General features: G+C 71.9%; 19 protein-coding genes. 12 read left to right on the top strand and 7 right to left on the bottom strand.

Annotated elements, in window-relative coordinates; all coding sequences use genetic code 11:
* Positions 1-9: 9 nt before the first annotated feature.
* The gene (locus KZX17_RS05260; protein WP_248170265.1) at positions 10-951 is read right to left on the bottom strand and encodes a LysR family transcriptional regulator; all 942 of its coding nucleotides are present in this window, start codon (positions 949-951) and stop codon (positions 10-12) included.
* A 120-nt stretch (positions 952-1,071) separates the two neighbouring features.
* Here KZX17_RS05260 and KZX17_RS05255 point away from each other — a divergent pair, with 120 nt between their 5' ends.
* Genes KZX17_RS05255 through KZX17_RS05245 form a run of 3 tightly spaced genes read left to right on the top strand, consistent with a single transcriptional unit; the run spans position 1,072 to position 4,252 of the window.
* Complete coding sequence (locus KZX17_RS05255) at positions 1,072-2,004, top strand: 5-dehydro-4-deoxyglucarate dehydratase (protein ID WP_248170266.1); 933 nt, start codon at positions 1,072-1,074, stop codon at positions 2,002-2,004.
* A 9-nt stretch (positions 2,005-2,013) separates the two neighbouring features.
* On the top strand, positions 2,014-3,291 hold the full coding sequence (locus KZX17_RS05250) for a glucarate dehydratase family protein (RefSeq protein WP_248170267.1): 1,278 nt from the start codon (positions 2,014-2,016) through the stop codon (positions 3,289-3,291).
* Positions 3,292-3,298: 7 nt separating this feature from the next.
* Positions 3,299-4,252, top strand: a complete 954-nt coding sequence (locus KZX17_RS05245; RefSeq protein ID WP_248170268.1) for an NAD(P)-dependent oxidoreductase — start codon at positions 3,299-3,301, stop codon at positions 4,250-4,252.
* A 12-nt stretch (positions 4,253-4,264) separates the two neighbouring features.
* Here KZX17_RS05245 and KZX17_RS05240 read toward each other — a convergent pair whose 3' ends face one another.
* The 4 genes from KZX17_RS05240 to KZX17_RS05225 are packed head-to-tail and all read right to left on the bottom strand — an operon-like array spanning position 4,265 to position 8,543.
* Complete coding sequence (locus tag KZX17_RS05240) at positions 4,265-4,996, bottom strand: sulfite exporter TauE/SafE family protein (protein ID WP_248170273.1); 732 nt, start codon at positions 4,994-4,996, stop codon at positions 4,265-4,267.
* A gap of 10 nt (positions 4,997-5,006) precedes the next feature.
* Complete coding sequence (locus tag KZX17_RS05235) at positions 5,007-5,975, bottom strand: ABC transporter permease (protein ID WP_248170275.1); 969 nt, start codon at positions 5,973-5,975, stop codon at positions 5,007-5,009.
* On the bottom strand, positions 5,968-6,945 hold the full coding sequence (locus tag KZX17_RS05230) for an ABC transporter permease (RefSeq protein WP_248170276.1): 978 nt from the start codon (positions 6,943-6,945) through the stop codon (positions 5,968-5,970). The genes KZX17_RS05235 and KZX17_RS05230 overlap by 8 nt, the downstream gene beginning before the upstream one ends.
* Positions 6,946-6,986: 41 nt before the next feature.
* A complete protein-coding gene (locus KZX17_RS05225; RefSeq protein ID WP_248170277.1) occupies positions 6,987-8,543 on the bottom strand; it encodes an ABC transporter substrate-binding protein in 1,557 nt (518 codons plus the stop codon).
* Positions 8,544-8,827: 284 nt separating this feature from the next.
* On the opposite strand from KZX17_RS05225, the gene KZX17_RS05220 reads away from it, so the two are divergent.
* A complete protein-coding gene (locus tag KZX17_RS05220) occupies positions 8,828-9,811 on the top strand; it encodes a 2-hydroxyacid dehydrogenase (RefSeq protein WP_248170278.1) in 984 nt (327 codons plus the stop codon).
* A gap of 116 nt (positions 9,812-9,927) precedes the next feature.
* On the opposite strand, the gene KZX17_RS05215 is transcribed toward KZX17_RS05220, so the two are convergent.
* Positions 9,928-11,505, bottom strand: a complete 1,578-nt coding sequence (locus KZX17_RS05215) for an aldehyde dehydrogenase (NADP(+)) (RefSeq protein WP_248170279.1) — start codon at positions 11,503-11,505, stop codon at positions 9,928-9,930.
* Between the two features lie 249 nt (positions 11,506-11,754).
* Here KZX17_RS05215 and KZX17_RS05210 point away from each other — a divergent pair, with 249 nt between their 5' ends.
* The 8 genes from KZX17_RS05210 (at position 11,755) to KZX17_RS05175 (ending at position 18,000) form a co-directional block, all read left to right on the top strand.
* Complete coding sequence (locus KZX17_RS05210; RefSeq protein WP_248170280.1) at positions 11,755-12,123, top strand: prepilin-type N-terminal cleavage/methylation domain-containing protein; 369 nt, start codon at positions 11,755-11,757, stop codon at positions 12,121-12,123.
* A gap of 78 nt (positions 12,124-12,201) precedes the next feature.
* Positions 12,202-12,624: a prepilin-type N-terminal cleavage/methylation domain-containing protein gene (locus tag KZX17_RS05205; protein WP_248170281.1), complete on the top strand. Its 423-nt coding sequence runs from the start codon at positions 12,202-12,204 to the stop codon at positions 12,622-12,624.
* A 29-nt stretch (positions 12,625-12,653) separates the two neighbouring features.
* Positions 12,654-13,244: a hypothetical protein gene (locus tag KZX17_RS05200; protein WP_248177330.1), complete on the top strand. Its 591-nt coding sequence runs from the start codon at positions 12,654-12,656 to the stop codon at positions 13,242-13,244.
* A complete protein-coding gene (locus KZX17_RS05195; protein WP_248170285.1) occupies positions 13,235-14,833 on the top strand; it encodes a hypothetical protein in 1,599 nt (532 codons plus the stop codon). The genes KZX17_RS05200 and KZX17_RS05195 overlap by 10 nt, the downstream gene beginning before the upstream one ends.
* The gene (locus tag KZX17_RS05190) at positions 14,830-15,663 is read left to right on the top strand and encodes an A24 family peptidase (RefSeq protein WP_248170287.1); all 834 of its coding nucleotides are present in this window, start codon (positions 14,830-14,832) and stop codon (positions 15,661-15,663) included. The genes KZX17_RS05195 and KZX17_RS05190 overlap by 4 nt, the downstream gene beginning before the upstream one ends.
* Entirely contained in the window at positions 15,663-16,682 is a 1,020-nt protein-coding gene (gene pilM, locus KZX17_RS05185; RefSeq protein ID WP_248170296.1) for a type IV pilus biogenesis protein PilM, read from the top strand. Before KZX17_RS05190 ends, pilM begins: the two co-directional genes overlap by 1 nt.
* Positions 16,679-17,332 carry a hypothetical protein gene (locus KZX17_RS05180; RefSeq protein WP_248170298.1) on the top strand — a complete coding sequence of 218 codons (654 nt, stop codon included), beginning with the start codon at positions 16,679-16,681 and terminating at the stop codon, positions 17,330-17,332. Before pilM ends, KZX17_RS05180 begins: the two co-directional genes overlap by 4 nt.
* Positions 17,329-18,000, top strand: a complete 672-nt coding sequence (locus KZX17_RS05175; RefSeq protein ID WP_248170300.1) for a hypothetical protein — start codon at positions 17,329-17,331, stop codon at positions 17,998-18,000. Before KZX17_RS05180 ends, KZX17_RS05175 begins: the two co-directional genes overlap by 4 nt.
* On the opposite strand, the gene KZX17_RS05170 is transcribed toward KZX17_RS05175, so the two are convergent.
* Complete coding sequence (locus KZX17_RS05170) at positions 18,001-19,230, bottom strand: type II secretion system F family protein (RefSeq protein WP_248170302.1); 1,230 nt, start codon at positions 19,228-19,230, stop codon at positions 18,001-18,003.
* Position 19,231 lies beyond the last annotated feature (1 nt).

Here is a 19,231-nt window from a genome sequence, read left to right as displayed (position 1 = left end):
GGCATCGACTCATGCGCCGATGGCATCGATCCCCGACTCGGCGGCGCGCTGCTCCAGCGTCGCATCCAGGACGCGCAGCGCCTCGGGAAGCAGCGGATTGGTCGACTCGGTCGCCCACGCGACGTCGAGCCGCACCCGGTTGACGTCGTCGGAGCGGTCGTCCGGCGAGAGCCGCCGGAAGGTCACGCCCGCGATGGGGAGCCCCTGCGCCGACTCCGGGACGAGCGTGAACCCGAGGCCCGCGCTCACGAGCGCCAGCAGCGCCGGCACCTGACCGGCGTACTGCACGATGCGCGGGTGCACGCCGGCCCGGACGAACATCGACAGCAGCAGGTCGTGGAAGTAGCGCGCGCCGCCCGGCGAGTACATGAGCAGCGGCTGGTCGCTCGTGTCGGAGAGGAAGATCGGGTCGGCGAGCTCCGCCAGTCGGGAGTCGGACGGCACGGCCAGCACGAGCTTCTCATCGAGGACGGACCGCGACGAGACCCCGGGCCGCTCGACGATCGGCCGCAGCAGGCCGACGTCCACGGTGCCCTTCTCCAGCTCCTCCATCTGATCGGCCGTCACGAGCTCGCGCAGCAGCAGCGTCGCGCCGGGCAGCTCGCGCGCCGCGCGCCGCAGGAACGCGGGGAGCACGCTCTGCCCCGCCATCGCCGTGTACGAGACGGTGAGCGTGCCCGAGGCGCCGTGCCCGACCGAGCGGACGTCGGCGGTCGCCTTCGCGGCGAGGTCGATGATGCGCCGGGCGCTCGGCAGCAGGGTGCGGCCGGCCTCCGTCAGCTGCACGCGCCGGCTCGTCCGCTCGAAGAGGCGGGTGTCGAGTTCGCGCTCGAGCTGCTGGATCTGCCGGCTGAGCGGCGGCTGGGTCATCCGCAAGCGGGCGGCGGCCTGGCCGAAATGCAGCTCCTCCGCGACGGCGACGAAGCACTCCAGTTGGACGAGCGACAGCATCCATACCCTCCCGATATCAATCGGTGCAAATTATGGTTTGCGACTGTATCCATCGCAACCCTAGCGTCGAGCGTGATCGGCCTTTCGCATCGGAGCGGGCCGAGGATCTAGGGAGTTGCCGTGCTGGACCGAATCCTCTTCTTCCCCGTGACCCCGTTCACCCGGGAGGACACCGTGGACCGCGTCGCCCTCGGCGACCACATCGCCCAGGGCCTCGAGCACCGGCCGGGCGGCATCTTCGCCGCCTGCGGCACGGGCGAGTTCCACGCGCTCGGGCAGACCGACTACGCCACGGTCGTCGAGACGAGCGCCGCCGTGATCGGCGGGCGCACCCCGCTGTTCGTCGGCGCGGGCGGTCCGCTGCCGGCGGCGATCGAGCAGGTGCAGGTCGCCGAGCGTGCGGGGGCCACCGGCATCCTGCTGCTGCCGCCGTACCTCACGGCGGGTCCCGACGCCGGGCTCGTCGAGTACGTCCGACGTGTGGCCTCGGCCACGAGCCTGCCGATCATCGCCTACCACCGCGGCACGGCGCGATTCACCGAGGCGACGACTCTCGAGATCGCCCGCATCCCGAACGTCATCGGGCTGAAGGACGGCGTCGGCGAGATCGACGTCATCACCCGCATCATCCGCGCCGTCCGCGACAGCGACGTGCCCGGTGCCGCCGACTTCCAGTTCTTCAACGGCCTCCCCACGGCCGAGATCGCGCAGGTGGCCTACCGGGCGATCGGCGTGCCGCTGTACTCGTCGGCATCCTTCGCCTTCGCGCCCGACATCGCACTGGCGTACTTCGCCGCCGTCGAGAACGAGGACACCGCGACGATCGCAGCGCTCGACGCCGCGTTCTTCCACCCCCTGGTCCGGCTCCGGAACCTCGTCCCGGGGTACGCGGTCTCGCTGATCAAGGCGGGTGTCACGCGGTTCACCGGAGTGGATGCCGGGCACGTCCGACCTCCCCTGGTTGACGCCCTGCCGGAGCACGCCGACCGCCTCGAGCAGCTCGTCTCGGACGCCCGCCGCGTGCTGGCGGACTCGTTCGTCGCCGCGCGCTGAGGTTCTGCCGTGCGACGCGCCGAGCACGCCATCCGCGACGTCCGAGTCGTCCCGGTCGCCTTCGCCGACCTCCCCCTGCTGAACACGGTGGGGGTCCACGAGCCGTACGCGCTGCGCGCGATCGTGCGGATCCGCACCGAGAGCGGTCTGACCGGGCTCGGGGAGACCTACGGCGACGAGGGGCATCTCCGTCGCATCGAAGCCGCGGCATCGCTGCTGATCGGATGCGACATCTTCGCGACGAACGAGCTGCGCGCCCGGGTGCGCGCGTCGCTGCGCTCGGACACGGGCACCGGCGGCCACGGGATGTCGGGCATGGTCACCGGCAGCAGCACCGCAGACCGCGTGCTGTCCGCCTTCGACGTGGCGGCCCTCGACGTGCGCGGCAAGGCGCTCGGTCTGTCGGTGAGCGATCTGCTCGGCGGCGCCGTCCGTGAGACGGTGCCCTTCAGCGGCTATCTCTTCTACAAGTGGGAGGGCCACCCCGGCTCGCCCGCCGACGCGTGGGGACCGGCGCTCGACCCCGAGGGGATCGTCGCGCAGGCGCGACGGATCGTCGACGAGTACGGCTTCGGCGCGCTGAAGCTCAAGGCGGGCGTGTTCGACCCGGACGACGAGATCGCGGCCGTCCTGGCCCTGCGCGACGCGTTCCCCGAGCACCCGCTGCGCATCGACCCGAACGGCGCGTGGAGCGTCGAGACCTCGGTGCGGGTCGCCGACGCGCTCACCGGTGTCATCGAGTACCTCGAGGACCCGACCCCCGGCATCGACGGCATGGCCGCGGTGCGGGCGCGCACCGGCATCCCCCTCGCGACGAACATGTGCGTCGTGAGCTTCGCCGACGTCGCACCCGCGATCCGCGCCGGCGCGATCGACGTCGTCCTCTCGGACCACCACTTCTGGGGCGGGCTCGAACGCTCGCGCCTGCTCGCCGGCATCGCCGAGACGGTGGGCTGGGGGCTGTCGATGCACTCGAACTCGCACCTCGGCATCAGCCTCGCCGCGATGGTGCACCTGGCGGGGGCGACCGAGGTCCTCGACTACGCGTGCGACACCCACTGGCCGTGGAAGCGCGAGGATGAGGACGTCATCGTCCCGGGCGCGCTGTCGTTCTCGGGCGGCGCCGTGGCAGTGCCGACGGGTCCGGGCCTCGGGGTCGAACTCGACGAGGACGCCCTGCAGCGCCTGCACCGCCAGTATCTGGACTCCGGCATCCGCGAGCGGGATGACACCGGCTACATGCAGCGGCACGTCCCCGACTACACGCTCGCCAGTCCGCGGTGGTGAACCGGTCGTGAAGGTCGTCGTCACCGATCCCGTCATCAGCGGCTTCGCCGACGTCCTCGGCGATGTCGTGCTGCTGCCCGCAGCCACCGACGACGAGATCGCCGACGCGCTCGCCGACGCCGACGCGGTCGTGTGCTCGCGGCTGACGCCGGCGATGACGAGGGACGCCGGGCGCCTCCGTCTCGTCCACGTGACGGGCGCGGGCGTCGACCGCCTCGAACCGGGGTCGGTGCCGGACGGTGCCGCCGTCTGCAACACCGGTCACCACGGTGAGGCGATCGCCGAGCACGTGCTCATGACGACGCTCATGCTCCGTCGCCGCGCCCGCCAGGCCGATGCCGAGATGCGAGCCGGGGCGTGGCGCACGGTCATGAACACGGTCGACGTGCCGTTCCACCGCGCGCTCGCCGGGGGCACCATCGGCATCGCCGGCGCCGGCGAGATCGGCGGTGCCGTCGCCCGGCTCGCGCAGGCCTTCGGGATGCGCATCGCATTCCTCCGCCGGCATGTGACCGGAGCGCTCCCCGACGGCGTCACGGACGCGACGGTGTACGGCGATGACGAGCGCGATGCGTTCTTCGCGGCATCCGATGTGCTCGTCGTGACCGTCCCGCTCAGCGACGCCACCCGCGGCGCGATCGGGGCGCACGAGCTGGCGCTCCTGCCGCCGGGTGCGATCATCGTCAACGTGGCGCGCGGGCCGGTCGTCGACCTCGACGCGCTCTGCGAGGCGCTGGCGGGCGACCGGCTCGCCGGCGCCGCGATCGACGTCTGGTGGGGGGCTCCGACCGGCGCCGAGGCACCGGCATCCGTCGCCCGCCTGGCCGCGTTCGAGCACACCGTCCTCACCCCGCACCACTCGGGGCACGCGCGCGAGGTCTTCGCCGCACGCGCAGCCGACATCGCCCGCAACCTCGAGCTGCTCGCCGCCGGCGCACCCCTTGAGCGCCGCGTGCGCTGAGGCGCGTCGGCCTCAGCCGGCGAGCAGCGCGGCCGTCTGCGTGCCGATGAGCAGCACCGCGCCGAGGAGTGAGGCGCCGAGCGCGACGAGACGGACGCGGCGCTTGTCGAGGTGGCGGACGGCGAAGCGCGACGCGACGATGCCGAGCGCCGCCGGCACCACCAGCAGGCCCGTGATCTGGAGCGTGTGCAGGGAGATCTGACCGAGCACCGCCAGCGCGACCGTCGAGACCACCGACCCCACGAGGAAGAACGCCGACATCGTGCCGCGTAGGCGCGGTCCGTCAGACCCCTGCCAGACGAGCGCCATCGGCGCACCGCCGATCGAGGTCGCGGTGCCCATGACCCCCGAGAGGCCTCCAGCGACGACCTGCGTGGTCCGGGTGACCCGCGGCATCCACCCCCGCAGCGACGCGACGACGCCGACGAGGACGGTCGCGGCGACCAGCCAGCCGATGACCTGGGCCGACACGACGGCGACGAGGACCGCCCCGAGGATGCTGCCGGGCACCCGTCCGACGAGCGCCCACCCCGCGCCCCGCACGTCGAGCGCGGCCCGCTCGACCACCGCGATGACCGCCGACACCATGATCGCGAGCATGATGACGACCGCCGGCAGGAGCGACGCGTCGACGATCGCGACGAAGGGCGCGGCGACCATGCCGAGGCCGAACCCGATCGCGGCCTGCAGGCACGAGGCGACGAAGACGATGAGCGCGAGGAACAGGAGCGCCTCGACGCTCATCGGACGGTCCTCAACGCGTGGCGCGCGGCGTCACCCGGCCGATGAACCGGCGGCGCCCCTTCGAGGCGAGCCGCCAGCGCTGCCCGGGGTCGGTCGCCAGGCGCAGCCACGCGGCCAGCACGTTCGCTGCCACGGTCGTGATGACGATCGCGAGGCCCGGCAGCACCGACAGCCACCACGCCTGCGAGAGGTACTCGCGCCCCTGCGCGACCATGAGGCCCCAGCTGACGTCCGGCGGCTGGATGCCGATGCCGAGGAAGCTGAGCGACGATTCGGCGAGCATGACGTAGCAGAACTCGAGCGTGGCGAGGGTGACGAGGGTCGGCAGGACGTTCGGGACGATGTGCCGGCGGATGACGGCGTTCGGACGCGTGCCGAAGTTGCGCGCCGCGTCGACGAACATGCGCGAGCGCAGCTCGGCCGCCTCGGCCCGTGCGGTGCGGAGGTAGACCGGGATGCGGGTGACCGCCAGGACCAGGACGATGTTCGCCGCGCTCGGGTTGAAGATGTACAGCACGACGACGGCGAGCAGCAGCGACGGGAAGCTCATGATCACGTCGGCGATGCGCATCGAGACCGCCTCGCGCCAGCCGCGGTGGAAGCCGGCCCAGATGCCCCAGGCCGAACCGACGAGGGCCGCCACCAGCACCGCGGGCACCGCGACGCCGAGCGTCGTGCCGGCCGCGACCATCATGCGCGCGATCATGCTGCGGCCGAGGCTGTCGCTGCCGAGGATGTACTGCCAGCCTTCAGCAACACTGAAGGGGGGCAGGTTGCGGGCTGCGAGATCCTGCGCGCGGGCGAGGTCGCCGAGCAGGGGCGGCGCGACGATCGCGGTCAGGCCGACGATGACGAGGATGACGGCGGCCGCCGTGGCGACCGGGTCGTTCAGCAGCATCCGGAACAGGCTCGCCCGCCGACCCGTCTGGGCGCGGTCCTCGAGCGCGAGGATGTTCTGCGTGGCCGGGAGTTCAGACATGGGCCGGCTCCTTCGTCGACTCGGTGGTGGGCTTCGACGTGCGGCGTCGCTTCGCCGCGGGGCGCACCCGCGGATCGAGCAGCGCGTAGCAGACGTCGATCAGGATGTTGAGGGCGAAGATCGCGATCGCGGTGAGCAGGACGGCGGCCTGCAGCACGGGGAAGTCGCGCATGAGGATGGAGTCGATCATCAGCTTGCCGATGCCGGGCCATCCGAAGATCGACTCGATCACGACGGCGCCGTTGATGAAGCCCACAGTGAGGTCCCCGGCGACGGTGAGCGCAGGGGCCGCCGCGTTGCGAAGCGCGTGACGCGAGACGATGTGGAACTCGCCCGCGCCCTTGCTGCGCGCCACCTTCACGTACGGCTGCCCGAGGGCGGTCACCATCGAGCCGCGCACGACCTGGGTCAGCACGCCGACGGGGCGCATGAGGAGGACGGCGACCGGCAGGATCCATGCCGCCGCTCCCGTGGTGCCCGAGGTGGGCAGCACGCCGAGCCAGATGGCGAAGATCCAGATGCCCATGATCGCAAGCCAGAAGTCCGGCACGCTGGCCGCGGTCATCGAGGTGAAGCTCGCCACACGGTCGGCGACGCCGTTCGGCTTCAGTGCGGCCCAGCATCCGACCACCGCGGCGATGATCACCGCGAGCAGCATCGTCGCGGCGGCCAGCTGCAGCGTGGCCGGGAAGGCCCGCAGCACCATGTCGGCTGCGGGCTCCCCCGTGCGCATCGAGACGCCGAAGTCGAACCGGGCGACGCCGGCGAGGTAGTCGCCCAGCTGCGCCCAGACGGGCTTGTCGAGCCCGTACCGCTCGCTGAAGTCCGCCTTCATCTGCTCGGTCGCGTTGAGCGGCAGATAGAGGCTGGCGGGGTCGCCGGTCAGGCGGGCCAGGAGGAACACTCCCAGCACCACCGCGACCAGGGGCAGTGCGCTCTGCAGGATGCGTCCGCGCAGGTAGCTCCACATGGCTGATTCCTCCCGTGTTCGGCGAGCGGTACGGCTCGGCGTCAGCCGGCCAGGGTGACCTGCGAGATCCGCAGCTCGTCGCCCGAGGCCGAGTTCGGCTCGTACGACACGCGGTCCGAGATGCCCAGCATGCCGGTCTGGTGGGCGATGAAGGAGAACTGCACGATCTCCTCGTTCTGGTACTCGAAGATGTCGGCGTACGCCTGCTGGCGCTCGTCGCCCGACAGCTGCGAGGCAGCGTCGAGGATCGCGTCGAACTCGTCCGTGCCGAAGGTGCTCTGCGCGCCGGTGGACGACATGTACTGCTCGACCGTGAACTGCGCGTCTCCGGCCTGGTTGCCGTGCTGCACCAGCAGGGCGATCGGTCCCTCGTTGGTCACGAACGGACGCAGCTGGTACTGCAGGTGCTGCGTCGTGTCGACCATCCGCAGCTCGACGTTCAGGCCCGCTGCGGCCATCTGCTCGCGCAGGACCTCGGCCATCTCGCCGACCTTCGGGAACTGCGCGTTGCGGGCGACGAGCGTGATCGGGGTGTCGACGGCCACGCCGTCGGCGGACGCCTCCTGCACCAGCTCGGCGGCACGCTCGGGGTCGTACTCCCACGGCTCGAGGTCGGGGTTGTGGCCCACCACGCCCTCGGGGATCAGCTGCGCGGCCACGACGTCGCCGTCGGGGTACAGCGAGGAGACGATGCCCTCGCGATCGACCGCGTAGTTGATGGCCTGCCGGATGCGGATGTCGTCGAGGGGCGCGATGTCGCCGGTGAAGCGGAGCGCCACCGTCTCGTTGTTCGGGTACGGCACGCCGAGGTCGCCGATGCCGTCGTCGACGCTCAGGCCGGTCGCGATGTCGGCCTCGTCGCTCGTGATCATCGCCGCGCGAACGGTGCCCTCGTCACGCCACTGGTACTCGACGGACGCGAACTCCGGGGCGTCGCCCCAGTAGTCGTCGTACCGCTCGAGCGTGAGGCGGGTCCCGGCATCCCACTGCCCCACGGCGTAGGGGCCGGTGCCGATCGGCTCGCGGACCTTCGCCGACGTGTCGGTCGAGGTCGGCACGATCTCGATGAAGGAGAGCTTCAGCGGGAGGATCGGGTCGGGGCTCGGGGTCGTGATCACGAGCGTCGTCGCGTCGACGGCCTCGACACCCAGGTCGTCGTCGCCGAAGACGTAGCCCTCGACGTTGCACCCGAGGTCGGAGTTCACCGCGCGGTCGATCGAGAACGCCGCAGCCTCGGCGTTGAAGGGCGAGCCGTCCTGGAAGGTGACGCCCTCCTGGAGCGTGAAGGTCCACTCGGTGTCGCCGGTCTGCTCCCATGCGGTGGCCAGCAGCGGGTCGAGCTCACCGGTCGTGGGGTCGCGCTCGACGAGCGGCTCGGTGATGTTGCTGCGCACCACCACGCCGGTCGAGGTCAGGTTCGCCTCGCAGGGCTCGAGCGTCGGCGGCTCCTGCGAGAGCACGACGCGCAGGGCGTCGCTGTCGGCGCCGGTCGACGTTCCCTCGGAGTTCGCGACCGCGCATCCGGTGAACAGGACCGCGGCGGCGGCGCCGGCGGCGACTCCCGCGAATCGGCGGGTTCGGGGTGAAGAAGAAGACATCGTTGTTCCTCCAGAGTCGAGTCTCCTGCGGCATCGCGGGTCCGGAGCCGGTGGGGCGCTCTCGGGTCGGAGACGGTCTCAGGATGTGGAAGACCGCCGAGTCAGGTCAAGACGCCGGGACCCGCGGGATTTCGCGCGATTCCGCGGAACGGCCCTCCCGGGCGCCGCCGCGCCGCCGTCTCCCCCGGGATCACGCGGATCGCGGGCTTGCATGTCGTAAGCGGATCGATCCATGCCTTTTCGATCTTGGACGCGCATCGTTGCGCGAACCTAGCATCGGCCGCATGACGACGCCCCCCGCATCCCGTCCCACCCCCGGTGAGATCGTCCAGGTCGGCCCCCTGCTGCCGGGTCTCGCGGCGACCCTCCGCGAGGACTTCGCCGCCGCGCTCCTGCCGGCGGACCGCACCGACCCGGGCTTCGCCGCCGTCGCCCAGGGTGCACGGGTGGTCGTCACGAGTGGACGCACCGGCGTCGATGCCGACCTCATCGAGCGGATGCCGCGCCTCGAGGCCGTGGTGAACTTCGGCGTCGGCTACGACACGACCGATGTGGACGCGGCATCCCGTCGCGGCATCGTTATCTCGCACACGCCGGACGTCCTCACCGACTGCGTCGCCGACACCGCCCTGGGGCTCCTGCTCGACGTCTTCCGCGGCTTCTCGGCCGCCGACCGCTTCGTCCGCGCGGGGCGGTGGGAGGCATCCGCCTTCCCCCTCACGCGGCGCTTCTCGGGCTCGCGCCTGGGCATCCTCGGGCTCGGACGCATCGGCCGCGCGATCGCCGCACGGGCCGACGCCTTCGGCGTGCAGGTCTCGTACACGGGCAGGCGGCCCGTCGAGGGCGTGCGGTACCGGTTCGTCCCTGACCCCGTGACCCTCGCCCGCGAGAGCGACGCGCTCGTCATCGCCGTTGCCGGCGGCGCGGGCACCGTCGGACTGGTGGATGCCGCGGTCATCGACGCGCTCGGGCCGGAGGGCTACCTCGTCAACATCGCCCGCGGGTCGGTCGTCGACGAAGACGCTCTCGTGGCCGCGCTGGAGGCGGACCGCCTCGGCGGCGCCGGGCTCGACGTCTTCGCCGACGAGCCGCACGTGCCGAGCGCCCTGCTCGGTCGCGACGACGTCGTGCTGCTCCCCCACCTCGGCAGCGGCACCGTCGACACGCGAGCCGACATGGCGGCGCTCGTGCTCGAGAACCTGCGCGCCTACCTCGCGGACGGCCGGCTCGTCACGCCGGTGCCCGAGACCGCAGCGCTCGCGCGGTAGCGCGGCCGGGGCGGCGCCCACGGCCGCGCCAACTCCTCAGATCCTCAGCTCTCGAGCGCACTCCGCGTCGCCCGATGGACGGCGGGACCCGGATCAGAGGAGATGCGGTGCCGGCGTCAGGGCAGCACGATCCCGCCGTCGACGCGCTGCGGGACGCCCCACGGGTTGTCGTCGCGGACGACCTCGGGCAGCAGCCCGGCCGGCACGTTCTGGTACGCCACCGGCCGTAGGAAGCGTTCGATGGCGGCGGCGCCCACCGACGTGCTGCGCGAGTCCGAGGTGGCCGGGAACGGTCCGCCGTGGACCATCGTCCACGTCACCTCGACCCCCGTCGGCCAGCCGTTGAACAGGATGCGTCCCACGCGCCGCTCGAGCACCGGGAGCAGGCCGCGGGCGGCCTCGTGGTCGGCCTCCGCGGCGAAGACGGTGGCGGTCAGCTGCCCCTCGAGGCTGTCGACGAGGCCGTGCAGCTGCTCGGCCGAGTCGTACCGCAGCACCAGTCCCGCGGCGCCGAAGACCTCGTCGGCCAGCGCATCGCCGAACGATGCGGCATCCGCCTCGAACACGATCGGCGCGGGCGCGTGGGGGCCCTCTCCTGGCGCACCCTCGCCGACGATCGCCGTGTCGGCGGCTCGGCGCGCGTCGACGCCCTCACGGAAGGCGGAGTGGATGCCGGGGGTCAGCATGGTCTGCCCGGTCCGGCCGCGGACGAGCTCGGCGACGCGGCCCAGCAGCTCGTCCCCCGCCGCGGAGCGGGGCACGACGAGGATGCCCGGGTTCGTGCAGAACTGCCCCGAGCCGAGCGTCAGCGAGTCGACGTACCCGGCCGCGATGGCCCCGCCGTCGGCCTCGACGGCGGCGGGCAGCACGACGACGGGGTTGATGCTGCTCATCTCGGCGTAGACCGGGATCGGCACGGGGCGCTGCTGTGCGGTGCGGACGAGGGCCAGCCCGCCCGCGCGGGAGCCGGTGAAGCCGACGGCGGCGATCCGCGGGTCGGCGACCAGGCGCTGGCCGATGTCCCGGCCCGAGCCGAAGACCTGCGAGAACACACCGCCGGGCAGTCCCGACGCCTCGACGGCCTCGGCGATCGCGTCGCCGATGAGCGATGCGACGCCGGGATGCCCCTGGTGGGCCTTCACGATGACGGGGCACCCGGCGGCGAGCGCCGACGCGGTGTCGCCGCCGGCGGTCGAGAACGCGAGCGGGAAGTTGCTGGCGCCGAACACGGCGACCGGGCCGAGGGGCACGAGGCGTCGGCGGAGGTCGGGCCGCGGCGCGGGCGCACGGTCGGGCAGTGCGCGGTCGATGCGCGCACCCGCCCAGCTGCCCTCGCGGAGGACGGCGGCGAACAGGCGCAGTTGTCCCGTCGTACGGCCCCGCTCGTTCTCGAGGCGAGCCGCGGGCAGGCCGGTCTCGATGACGCCGCGCTCGGTGATCTCGGCACCGCGCGCCTCGATCGCGTCCGCGATCCGCTCGAGGAAGGCGGCGCGCGTCTCGTGATCGGTCGCGCGGTAGGCGTCGAACGCGTCGGCGGCTGCGGATGCGGCGCGCTCGAACTCCTCGGGGCTCGTCGCCCGGTAGGCGGGTTCGAGCGGCGAGCCGTCGAAGGCGGCGACGGCCGAGATCTCCTCACCGGAGCCGGCGACCGGCGCCCCCGCGATGATCGAGTGGATGGAGAGTGTGCGCTCCATGATGCTCCGTTTCCCGGGCGCGACGTCGCCCCGATTCCAGCGTAGGAGCGGCCTCGACGCCCGCCGTGGCCGATGTTGCATCGTCCGATGCGGATGCGGCATCCGCGGTCACCGTCTGGGGCCTGAGCAAAGACTGAGGAAGCGCTGACCGATGCGGGAACGGCGATCTGAGGTGACGTGAGGACAGTGGATGCCGTGGCGGATGCGCTCCCTTGCACCCGCGTCGGCTCTCACCGCATCGGAGAAATCATGAAGAACTACCTGGACGCCCTCAAGCGTCGCAAGGAGGAGACCGGCGAGTCCGGCTTCTCGCTCATCGAGCTCATCGTCGTCGTCGTCATCCTCGGCGTGCTGGCCGCGATCGCGATCCCGATCTTCAACGGCCTGCAGGCCGACGCTGAGGAGAACGCGCTCAAGACAGTCGCCGCTAACGGCGCGTCCCAGGTCGCCACGATGATCGCCAATGGTGACACCGTGACAGCAACCTCCGCGGACAACCTCGAGGACTCCGACATCACCGTCGCGGTGAGCGGGACCACCCTCGAGGGGTACTGCGTGACCGCCACGAAGACCGGTAGCTCTATTCCCGCTCAGTCCTCCGGCCCCGGCTGCCCGTAACCCGAACCACCCCCCGGCCGGGTCGACGTCCCCCAGCGTCGGCCCGGCCTCCGCCTTCTCCTCCCCCGAAGGTCGCCCATGACCGGCACGCGCACCCCCGACTCCGACGAGGGCTTCGGCCTCGTCGAGGTGGTCGTCGCGATGCTGCTGTTCGCCGTGATCGCGATGGCGATCCTCCCTCTCGCCGTGCAGGCGACCACGCTGAGCGCCGGCAACCGCGACCGTGTCGCCGCGAACGCGTTCGCCTCGTCCGAACTGGCCGCGATGCGGGCCCGGTTCCCCGACGAGGCCGCCAACTCCTGCGCCGCCGTCCGCGCGGCGACGACGACGACCGTCGATCCCGCCGACACCGGCCTCGTCGCCCGCGCCACGGCGGCGACCTGCCCCACCGCGTACCCCGCCGCCCTCACCGTCACCGTCGACGTGCGGAACCCAGCGGCATCCGACCCCACCGCCGCCCTCGTCACGATGGCGACCAAGATCGTGGTGACCGCTCCGTGACGGGCGAACCTGCGGAGGACGACGCGGGCATGACGCTCGTCGAACTGATGATCGCCGTCTTCGTCGGGTCGGTTCTCCTCGCGCTCGTCGCGACCATCCTGGCCACCACGCTGCAGGCGACCGCGGCGACCCGCGACCGCGACCTCGCCACCGGGCGGGTGCAGGCGATCAGCACGTCGCTGACCGCGAGCCTCCGCACCGCCGCCTCGGTCACGGTCGAGTCGCCCGCCGCGGGTGGCTCGGTGCTGCGCGCCCTCGTCGCGACGGGCGAGTCGGGCTGGACGTGCCGCGCCTGGGCGGTCACCGACCTCGAGACGACGGATGCCGCCGGCCGCCGGTCCGGCGCGGACGGTCTCTTCGAGCTCCGCACCCGCTCCTACGCCCCTCTGTCGGCGGCCGCGTCGCCGCCGCAGCCGACCGCAGCGTGGGGCGCTCTCGCCGAGAGCGTGGGACCCGCCGCTCCGGGAGCCAGCTACTTCGCCGTCGCCGCAGGCCGCGCGTCGTGGAACCTGGCCGTGTCGACGTCGCAGCAACCCCGCCTGAGTTCCGGCGACTCCGCATCCGTCGCGGGTTCGGCCGTCGTCCGTGCCCGCCACGAGGGGAGCGCCCGATGCTGGTGAGACGCACGCGGGCCGACGACGACGGCGCCGCCCTCATCACGGTGGTCATCGTCGCACTCGTGCTCGGTCTCATCGTGGTGACGCTGTCCGCCGCTGTCGTGAACACGACGGCCACGGCCGTCGGCGTCCGCGGCAGTCTGCAGGCCCAGTCGGCCGCAGACGCCGGCATGGCCGCCGCCGTCGCAGCGGCCAAAGCGGACGAGGTCTGCGCGACCGAGGTCCCTCCGGGCGACGTCCCCGGCAGCGGCGGCGGCGCGTCCTACACCGCGACCGTCGTGTGCAATGAGACCCGGAGCTCGGTCACGCTCACCGCCATCGGCACCGCCGACGGTTCGTCCGCGACCGTCCGCACCGTGTACAGCCTCGTCCCCGAGACGACCGAGGTCGTCGATCCGTCGCTCACGCCCGTCGGTCTGGTGCTCTACGAGGGGTCGACGATGGGGCAGGTCACGCTGCTCGCCCACGGCGGCAACGAGCCGCAGATCGTGTCGGTGAAAGGACCGTTCGGCTGCCGGCTCACGATTCCGGGCAACCTCATCGTCGGCGGCGACGTCACCTCGTCGGACGGCTGCAACATCACGGGCGACCTCTACGCCGCCGGCAACGTCACCTTCAATGGTGGAGCGACGACCGTGCAGGGCGACATCCTCGCGGCGGGCACCGGGACGTCCAAGATCAACAGCACCGTGGGGCGGGCGGGAGGCCCGCGCTCGAGCGTGCGGGTCAACGGCGCCCTGGACCTGCTGTGGAGCGGGGCGCCGTTCCGCGCCGACGCGACCGCGCGAGGAGAGGTGACCGTCAACGACCGCGTGATCGAGGGCCGGGTGACGCTCCCGACGGCACACACGCCGTCGATCAACGGTGGCCGCATCGACGGCGGTGTCGTGAAGAGCGACTCGATCAGCCCGGTCCCGGCTCCGGGCCTGCCCGGCTGGTTCGACTACGTCTACCGGGCATCCGACTGGCCAGGCGCCGCCGTCATCACCCTCCGCGACGTGTCGACGATGTCGACGGATTCGTGCCGCTACTTCAACGAGAACAACGGCACCTTCGCCAACCAGGGATGGAAGGACCTCGCCAACTACACCGGCACGGTCGTCGTGGACGGGCGTGCCTGCAGTCAGTTGACGTCGAACGCCGGGGGCAGCCCCGCCCCGACGATCAAGGCGTCGAACGTCGTGCTCCTCGCCAAGAAGTTCAACACCACCGGCCTGACGATGCGATCCGCCGCCGGCGCCGCGCCGAAGGTGTTCTTCGTCACCGAGGACACCGTGGCCGACGGCAAGCCCTCGTGCCCGCTCGGGGCGACAGCGACCAACTTCGACACCAACGGCGCCAACCTCGAGGGCGTCCGCTCGCTGGTCTACACCCCCTGCCGGCTGTCCGTCTCGGGCGGCGGCGTGCTGCTCGGGTCGCTGTACACGAACGGATTCAACTCGGGCGGGCAGATCACCATCAAGGGCGAGCTCATGGGCCTGCCGGGCATGGCCCCTCCCGACGGCGGGTACGGCGGCACGCCCGTCGTGGTGGAGACCGGGGACTACGCGCTCGGCACTGTCGTCTCACGGCGGGACGTGGGGGCACGATGACACCGCTCTACCTCCTCGTGCCGTTCGTCGCATTCATCGGCGTCCTGGGCCTCGTCGTCGGGTCGTTCCTCAACGTGGTCGCGTACCGGCTCCCCGCCGGGCAATCACTGCTGCGCCCGAGCCGCTGCCCGGGCTGCGGAGGGCGGGTGCTGTGGTGGCAGAACGTCCCGGTGCTCTCGTGGATGCTGCTGCGCGCCCGCTGCGCCTCGTGCGGCGGCACCATCTCGGCGCGCTATCCGCTGGTCGAACTGACGACCGGCCTCGCGTTCGCCGCGGTCGCCCTGTGGTGGTCGGTGACGACCGCCGCGGCGCCGGAACCCCTGCCCGCCCGACTGCTCGTGCTCGCCGCATTCCTGTGGTTCGCCGCGTGCGGCATCGTCCTGACGCTCATCGACCTGGACACCCGGCGGCTGCCCCACGCCGTGACCGGGCCGGCACTGCTCGTCGGCGCGATACTCCTCCTCGCGGCGTGCCTGGCGGGAGCCGACTGGGGAGCTCTGCTGCGAGCGGGCGTCGGCGCGGTCTCGTTGTGGGGGTTCTACGCCGCGCTGAGGTTTATCCGTCCGGACGGGATGGGAGGCGGAGACGTCCGCCTCGCCGCCGTCGTCGGCCTCATGCTCGGCTGGCTGGGCTGGGGACCGCTGCTCGTCGGCGCATTCGCCGCGTTCGTCGTCGGTGGAACCGTCGGCATCGCCCTTCTGGCCCGCGGGCGCGCCGGTCGGCGGACCGCGATTGCCTTCGGACCGTGGATCGTCGTCGGCGCGTGGATCGGGGTCTTCGCCGGCGACACCCTGAGCACGGTTTACAGCTCGCTGTACGGAGGAGTGTGATGGCGAAGACCCAGGTGGCCCTCGAGATCACGGAGGCGGGTGTCCGCGCCGTCGAGACGACGATCGGCCGTGCGCCGGTGATCATCACCGCCGGCGAAGTCGCGCTGCCGCCGGGCGCGGCGAAGGACTCCGAGATCCTCGACCGGGACGCCGTGGCCGTGGCGCTCCAGCGCCTGTGGGCGGATGCCCGCATCTCGAGCCGCGAGGTGGTGCTCGGTGTCGGCAATCGCCGCATCCTCGTGCGGGAGCACTCCACCCAGCTGAGCAATCCCGATCACATCCGGCAGGCCCTGCCGTTCGAGGTCCAGGACCGTCTGCCCGTCCCCGTCGATCAGGCCGTACTCGATTTCGTGCCGACGCGGCAGGATGCGGAGGGCGTCCACGGCCTGCTCGTCGCAGCGGTCGCAGAGCACATGGAGGAGCTCGTGGGCGCGCTCGCGCAGGCCAAGCTGCGCGCGACGTCGATCGACCTCCTCGCCTTCGGCTACGCCCGCGCCCTGGCGGCTCTCGGGGCGCCGGGCGAAACCGGACTGTTCCTCGGGATCGGCGAGCACACGACCCACATCGTGGTGGCGACGGACGGGGTGCCCAGGTTCGTCCGCGTGGTGCCCCTCGACATCGTGCCCGCCGGGGATCCCGACGCGGACACCCCCCACGGACCCCCGACTCCCGACGTAGAACCCGCGCTGCGGCGGACGAGGCGGGCCGCTGCCGTCGGACCGCGAGCACTCGACCCGGACGTCCAGGCGGCGCTCATCGAGCTGGTGGGCCGCCTTCGGGGGACCGTGAACTTCTACCGCGACCGACCCGACGCCGTGCCCATCGACCGTGCCTGGATCGCCGGACTCCACGCCGACCACGAGCGCCTGGTCGACGCCGTGGCCCGCGTCACCGAGACGCCGGTCGCACCCGTCGTCGCGACCGACCTCATCGCGACCTCGCGGACCTTCGCCCTCGCACCCGAGCTCGCCACGCGGATGGCCGGCACGGCGTCGCTGCTCCTGGGAGGCATCCGGTGACCCTGTTCGGCTCGCGCACCCCCGGCCTCCGGGTCGGGTCACTGCCTCGCGTCGACCTCCTTCCCCCCTCCGAGATACGACGGCGCGACACCCTCGCCCGCGCACGCCTCTGGCTGCTCGTCGGCCTCGCGTGCACGGGCGTCGCCGTGCTGGCCATCGCCGGAGCCTTCGCCTACAAGATGACCGCGGACCTCCGACTGGTGACCGAGCAGTCCCGTACCGCCGCTCTGCTCAGCGGCATCGCGGAGCTCTCCGACGTCAGCGAGGCCCTCGCCGACCGCACCGCGCTGCAGGGGATGCGGCGGGACGCCATGGCGGGCGACCTCGAGTGGCGTCGTGTCGTCGAGCTCGTCGCCGACCGACTGCCCCCCGGCGTCAGCATCACCGGCTACAGCCTCGACGCCGGCCCCGCTCCCGTCCCGGACAGCGACCCGGAGGCCGCGACGGGCGTCTCGGGCACGATCACCTTCACGAGCCCCGCCCCCATCGACTTCGTGCAGGTGACCCGTGACGTCCGGTCGTCGACCGGGATGCGGGCCGCCGACGTGGAGGCGCTGACCTCGGCGGAGGACCTCTTCACCTACTCCATCCGCGTAGACCTCGATCAGACGGTCTACTCGGGCGCCTACGACGAGGAGGCGGCGCGATGACCAAGCAGCTCGTGAACCTGATCGGCGCCGCCGCGGCCGTCGCCGTGCTCGTCCTGGGGATCGTCGTGTGCGCTCTGCCCCTGCTGTCGGCGGCGGGGACCACCGCCTCCGCCGCCGACGACGTGGCTCAGCAGAACCGCACGCAGGAGATCCTCCTCGACACGCTCCGCTCCCAGTCGGCCGACATGGCGGCGCTCGATGCGGACGTTGAGGATCTGCGGGCGGCGATACCCGCTGCGCCACATCTCGACGACGTCCTGTACCTGGCCCTCAGCGCGGCGGAGGCGCACGGAGGCCGTGTCACCGCCCTCACGCCGGCGACGGCGGAGCCCTTCGCGATCCGGTCCGAGGAGGAGGCGACGGCTCCGGGCGGAGCGGCGAGCGCAGCTGACGCCCCCGCAGAGGCGGGCGGTGCCGACCCGGGCGAACAGACGGCGGCAGAGACGCCGAAGGCGACGGCAGCCGGGGCGCCATCGGAGCCGTCCGCTCCCATCCAGATCGCGGTCACCGTCGTGATCGAGGCGGCCGACGTCGACGCCGCGACGCGCGTGCTCGACGCCCTCCGGGCGGGGCCCCGCGCCGTTGCTGTCACGCAGGCGAGCGTGACGCAGGCGACGGAGGACGGCGTGACGCTGACGGCGACGGTGCTCGCGTTCTCGAGTCCCTGACTACTGGGCGCCCAGCTGGTCGTACATGGTGAACATCGGCATGTACAGCGCGACGACCATGCCGCCGATCAGCAGGCCGAGGATCGTCATCATGATCGGCTCGATCATGCTGGTCAGCTGTTCCGAGGCCGCGTTGACCTCGGTCTCGTAGAAGTCCGCGATGCTCTCGAGCATGTCGGGTAGCGATCCCGACTCCTCGCCGACCGAGACCATCTGCGCGACGAGAGGCGGGAAGACGGCCGCCTTGGCGAGCGGCGCCGAGAACGACCGCCCGAGTCGGATGGACTCGCGCACGCTCTGCAGCGCGTCTTCGACCGCTTTGTTGTTCGCCGCCCTCCCGACGAGATCGAGCGCCTGCATGAGCGGTACGCCGGCCTTCAGCATCATCGAGAGGTTCCGCGCGAAGCGGGCGACGGCGATCTTCGTTACCAGGGCGCCGAACACCGGCATCCGGAGCAGGAAGGGGTCGACGATGCCGCGGAACCGATCGGTGTTCTTGACCCGCTGGTACCCGACCGCCCCGGCGACGGACAGCACGATCAGGACCGGGAGGATCCAAGCCATGTTCCGCGAGAGCACGACGAGGATCTGCGTCGGCACCGGGAGCTCGCCGCCCATGCTGGCGAACATGCCCTCGAAGATGGGCACGACGAAGGCGATCATCGCGATGACCCCGATGACGGCGATGACGAGGACGATGAGCGGATAGGTCATCGCGGACTTGATCTTCTGCTGCAGATCGACGTCGGAGCGATAGGAACGGGCGATCGCGTCGAGCGACTCCGCGAGGAACCCGCCGGTCTCTCCGACGCTGACGAGGCTGACCAGCAGGGGCGGGAAGACCGCGGGCTGCGCGGCGAGCGCCGCCGAGAACGACCGTCCGGACTCGATGTCGCTCTGCACGGCGACCAGAGCCGAGGCGAGCCGCTTGTTCTCCGTCTGGTCGGCGATGATCGACAGGGCGCGCATGAGCGGTAGGCCGGCGTGGATGAGGCCGGCGAACTGTTTGGCGAAGACGGCCAAGTCCTTCGTCGCGACGCGACGCTCGAACCCGGGCAGCGAGATCTCGCGGTTCAGCCCCGTCTTCGACAGCGGCACGACGCTGAGGGGCGTCAGTCCCTGGGTCCTCAGCTTCGCGATGACCGCGCTCTGGCTCGACGCTTCAAGCGCACCCTTGGCTTCGCCGCCGGCTGCGCTCACCGCGCGCCACTGGTACTCCTCGAGGGGCACG

It is taken from the genome of Microbacterium sp. EYE_78, from assembly GCF_023149035.1.
Taxonomy (GTDB): domain Bacteria; phylum Actinomycetota; class Actinomycetes; order Actinomycetales; family Microbacteriaceae; genus Microbacterium.
This window is presented reverse-complemented; position numbering and strand designations above follow the sequence as displayed.

What these genes read in the sequence shown, in the direction of transcription:
- KZX17_RS05260 (WP_248170265.1), bottom strand. Translation starts at nt 951, where the DNA reads ATGCTGTCGCTCGTCCAACTGGAGTGCTTCGTCGCCGTCGCGGAGGAG.
- KZX17_RS05240 (WP_248170273.1), bottom strand. Translation starts at nt 4,996, where the DNA reads ATGAGCGTCGAGGCGCTCCTGTTCCTCGCGCTCATCGTCTTCGTCGCC.
- KZX17_RS05235 (WP_248170275.1), bottom strand. Translation starts at nt 5,975, where the DNA reads ATGTCTGAACTCCCGGCCACGCAGAACATCCTCGCGCTCGAGGACCGC.
- KZX17_RS05230 (WP_248170276.1), bottom strand. Translation starts at nt 6,945, where the DNA reads ATGTGGAGCTACCTGCGCGGACGCATCCTGCAGAGCGCACTGCCCCTG.
- KZX17_RS05225 (WP_248170277.1), bottom strand. Translation starts at nt 8,543, where the DNA reads ATGTCTTCTTCTTCACCCCGAACCCGCCGATTCGCGGGAGTCGCCGCC.
- KZX17_RS05220 (WP_248170278.1), top strand. Translation starts at nt 8,828, where the DNA reads ATGACGACGCCCCCCGCATCCCGTCCCACCCCCGGTGAGATCGTCCAG.
- KZX17_RS05215 (WP_248170279.1), bottom strand. Translation starts at nt 11,505, where the DNA reads ATGGAGCGCACACTCTCCATCCACTCGATCATCGCGGGGGCGCCGGTC.
- KZX17_RS05210 (WP_248170280.1), top strand. Translation starts at nt 11,755, where the DNA reads ATGAAGAACTACCTGGACGCCCTCAAGCGTCGCAAGGAGGAGACCGGC.
- KZX17_RS05205 (WP_248170281.1), top strand. Translation starts at nt 12,202, where the DNA reads ATGACCGGCACGCGCACCCCCGACTCCGACGAGGGCTTCGGCCTCGTC.
- KZX17_RS05200 (WP_248177330.1), top strand. Translation starts at nt 12,654, where the DNA reads ATGACGCTCGTCGAACTGATGATCGCCGTCTTCGTCGGGTCGGTTCTC.
- KZX17_RS05195 (WP_248170285.1), top strand. Translation starts at nt 13,235, where the DNA reads ATGCTGGTGAGACGCACGCGGGCCGACGACGACGGCGCCGCCCTCATC.
- KZX17_RS05190 (WP_248170287.1), top strand. Translation starts at nt 14,830, where the DNA reads ATGACACCGCTCTACCTCCTCGTGCCGTTCGTCGCATTCATCGGCGTC.
- pilM (WP_248170296.1), top strand. Translation starts at nt 15,663, where the DNA reads ATGGCGAAGACCCAGGTGGCCCTCGAGATCACGGAGGCGGGTGTCCGC.
- KZX17_RS05175 (WP_248170300.1), top strand. Translation starts at nt 17,329, where the DNA reads ATGACCAAGCAGCTCGTGAACCTGATCGGCGCCGCCGCGGCCGTCGCC.